Here is a 3,310-nt window from a genome sequence, read left to right on the forward strand (position 1 = left end):
GCACACCGCCGGCAACCCGGACCTCTTCGGCCGCGCCGGAGCGGTGCGGCTGTTTCCGGAGATAGCGGGAGGCTCGGTGTGGAAGGCGGAGTGGGACGGGAATCCGGACCAGGCCCCACGCGTCAGCTTCGGCTGGGACGAGCACGTCGAGGCGACCTGTCTCGCATCGGGGAACGAATTCGATGGCTCTCCCTGGCAGGCGCGGGGGACGACGCCGTGGACGCATTATCCGGTCCTGAGCTTCGTTGCCGCGGAGGGCTCTTGCGCGCAGACGTCGGTCTTCTTCTATGGGGATCCGGCCCTCGAGCCCCTCTGCATCGGACGGTCGGAGCGGGCGGAGTGTGGAGATGGAACGAATCCTCCTTGGCTCCGGACCGGTCTGGGTGGGCTTGGCCCTCTTCCCAGCGACTTCGCTCTCCCCGATGATTGGGACCAGAACGCGAGCACCGAGCTGCCGGCGATCCGCGTGGGGCCCGAGTGTCTGATTCCCCGGCCCAACCCGACGACGGGCGAGCTCCGGCTTGTGGTCTCCGGGGGGGCGAGGCCCGACCGGATCGACCTGCTTGATCTGACGGGACGTCTCGTCGCGCGGTTCGAGGGCGCCCACCTCGATCCCGATCCTCAGGGGATTCGGATCAACCTATGGAATCTGCCGGCGGGCAGATTCTGGCTGCGTCTTCACACTGTCAATGAGGGAGAGGAGGTTCACGGTGTCGTCATTCTCCGCTGACGTCCTGCCGGCGCTGCTGGTCGTCTCGCTGTTGTCCTCGGGCGGTCCGGCGGAACGGCCGCTCGCGCGGGCCGACTCGCGGGCCGACTCGCTCGCGGTCCGGCTCCGCCATCTCGAGTCCCTGGAGCGCGCGGAGATGCGCGCAGGCATGGAAGGCGAGGGAAAGCTGGAGGAACGGGATGGCTGGCTGCGGGTCGCGACCGAGGCCTCGCGTCTAGCCGAAGATCTCGATCGGAGCAATCGGGACTCCGATCATCCCGATTCCCTATCGTCGCGCGCGGCGATCGTCGCTCTCAAGGCCCGGGCTCGGGCCCTGGGGCTCCACGCGGCGCTCCTCGACGCCGCCTCGCGGTCCATCGCAACAGGAATGCCCGCTGCCGGGATGCCTTCCGTCGGGCCGGCATCCTTCGCGGCGCTATGGGAGGGAGCGATCTCCGATCTCGTCGCGTACATGGAGCGATGGCCCGCCCTGTGGCGCGAGAATCTCGTGGTCGGCGATGCGGAGATCTACCTTCCATTCCATCTCCTTGCCTTGAGCGCCTGCGACACCTACTCGGGAGACGACTATGTCTTGCCGCGGGCGGCGCTCGATCGCCGCATGGGGGAGTTCGCCGACTCGCTCGCCCGATGCTGTCTGCAGGAGAGGCGCTGCCGCGAGGTGAGCGGGGGCGATTGCCCGGCCTACGTCGCCTCCGTCCTCGCCCGCTGCATCGATCTCGACGCTCTCCTCGGTTTTCGCTTCGGCGCGATGTACTGGGCATTGCCGCCGGGGCGGCCTGTTCGGACCCCATCGGCAGACAGGTTCATCGCCTCCGCGACGATCGGGCTCCTCTCGGAAATCAAAGCGGCGGCGACCCTGGCGGCGTTCGGCGCGCCGCTCGATGGCCGAGATGCAGAGGCGGCGGCGCTCCAGGCCTTGCGAAGCGGCCAAGGACTCTGGCCCCCCGATCTGGATCCGTTCCGCTCGGTCCCGGGCATCAGGAATCCCCGCCCGGGTCGGGAGGGGCGCCTCAAGTGCGATCTCGCGATCTACCGCGGATGCTATGAGGCGGCGGATCCAAAGGCCGCCGAGTGGCTTCGAGGCATGCTCGGGGAGGGCGAAGAGATCATCCTCATCGACCTTCCGTGAGCGAGCCGCCGGGTCGGCGACCCCGATCTCCCTGCTCCCTCGCTATGGGGGTCGAAGATCGAGGCTCTCGGAGCTCGGCATCCGCAAGACCTCGGCCACAAGAACTCGGCCCTGCGTTGATTCCCGCGCGCATCCTCACTACCATGGCGGCCTGTCGGAGGAACGCGCTTGGAGATCGGCAGAGCATCGGCCTCGACGGGGCGATCCGTTCGGAGCCGCCCGGGAGAGAGGGCCGCGGGAAGCTGCTGGCTCTGTCGGGGATCCGATCTGGCGATCCTCCCGTTTCGCTACGCCTTTCGAGGCCGGCACCTGTACGGGGTCCGCTGCTGCGGCTGCGGCCTCGTCTTCGTCCATCCCCAACCGGCCCGGGAAGAGATCGCGGCGATGTACGACGAGGCCTACTTCACCGAGTGCGGCCCGGAGCGCGGCGCCCACGGGGCGCTTCCCTACCTTGATCGCGCCGAGGCGTCGCGTCCCAAGATGCTCGGCGCGGCGCGGCGCCTGGAGAAGCTCCTCAAGCCCTCGGGCGGCCCGCGCGGCCGCCTCCTCGAGATCGGGTGCGGGCCGGGCTATCTTCTCTCCGCTCTGCGCGAACTCGGCTGGTCGGTCTCTGGCCTCGAGATCTCCGGCTTCGCGGCGCGGCGCGCGCGGGAGGAGTTCGGGCTCGAGATCGCGCAAGGCCCGATCGCCCGCGAGGCGTTCCCCGCCTCGAGCCTCGACGCCGTTCTGATGGGCGATGTCCTCGAGCACCTCGCCGATCCCCTCCCATCGCTGGGTATCGTCCGCGAGTGGCTGGCGCCGGGAGGGCGCCTTGTGATTGCGCTCCCCTCGACGATGAACCTCCTCTCCACGAAGATCGGGCTCGCGGCGCACCGGATCCTGGGCAGGTTCAGGACGCTCAGGATCGCGCCGTACCACCTCTTCGAGTACACGCCTCGAACGGCGCGCGCGATGCTGGCCGCCTCGGGGTTCGATCTCATCGATCTGCGCCAGTCGGCCGTCCGCCTCGGGCGCATGCCGCGGGGCGGCTCGATCCTCGAACGGGGGGCGAAGCTCGCCGCGCAGCTTCTCGCCCACGCGACGACCCGGTCGCTCAATCGTGGCGGGGATCGACTTCTGCTTGTCGCTCGGAAGCCGCCCGCCTGCCCCGAAGGAGAGCGGCGAGACGGTGCAGCGCCGATGCGTGCGAGTAGCGGAAGATAGGGACCGGCTCTCCTCCGAAGCTCTCCTTGAACTCCTCGACCCCCCGATTGCCGCCGCTGGGCAGGAAGTCGTAGTCGCGGAACCGGTCGGCGATGGCGTCGCGGATGATCCTCTCCTGCAGTAGGACGTTGGGCCGGAGCGAGCGGGCCTCGTGGTCGAAGTAGCCGGCGTGGTAGTGGACATGGCCGTTCCAGCGCACGATGAAAGCCCCTCCCAGGACCCTCCCCTCATGCTCGGCAACGTAGAGG

General features: G+C 69.0%; 4 protein-coding genes. 3 read left to right on the forward strand and 1 reads right to left on the reverse strand.

Going from position 1 to position 3,310, the window contains the following annotated elements:
- Window positions 1-76: 76 nt before the first annotated feature.
- From FJY88_12905 to FJY88_12915, 3 genes are all read left to right on the forward strand, one after another.
- The gene (locus tag FJY88_12905) at window positions 77-730 is read left to right on the forward strand and encodes a T9SS type A sorting domain-containing protein (protein MBM3288228.1); all 654 of its coding nucleotides are present in this window, start codon (window positions 77-79) and stop codon (window positions 728-730) included.
- Window positions 711-1,859 (forward strand): hypothetical protein, encoded by a 1,149-nt coding sequence (locus FJY88_12910; GenBank protein ID MBM3288229.1) that lies wholly within the window; start codon window positions 711-713, stop codon window positions 1,857-1,859. The genes FJY88_12905 and FJY88_12910 overlap by 20 nt, the downstream gene beginning before the upstream one ends.
- A gap of 168 nt (window positions 1,860-2,027) precedes the next feature.
- Complete coding sequence (locus tag FJY88_12915) at window positions 2,028-3,062, forward strand: class I SAM-dependent methyltransferase (GenBank protein ID MBM3288230.1); 1,035 nt, start codon at window positions 2,028-2,030, stop codon at window positions 3,060-3,062.
- Here the strand turns inward: FJY88_12915 and FJY88_12920 are convergent.
- Window positions 2,953-3,310: GNAT family N-acetyltransferase (locus tag FJY88_12920; protein MBM3288231.1), on the reverse strand; the 358-nt coding region annotated here is incomplete at its 5' end. The genes FJY88_12915 and FJY88_12920 overlap by 110 nt on opposite strands.

This window comes from Candidatus Eisenbacteria bacterium (genome assembly GCA_016867495.1).
GTDB lineage: Bacteria > Eisenbacteria > RBG-16-71-46 > CAIMUX01 > VGJL01 > VGJL01.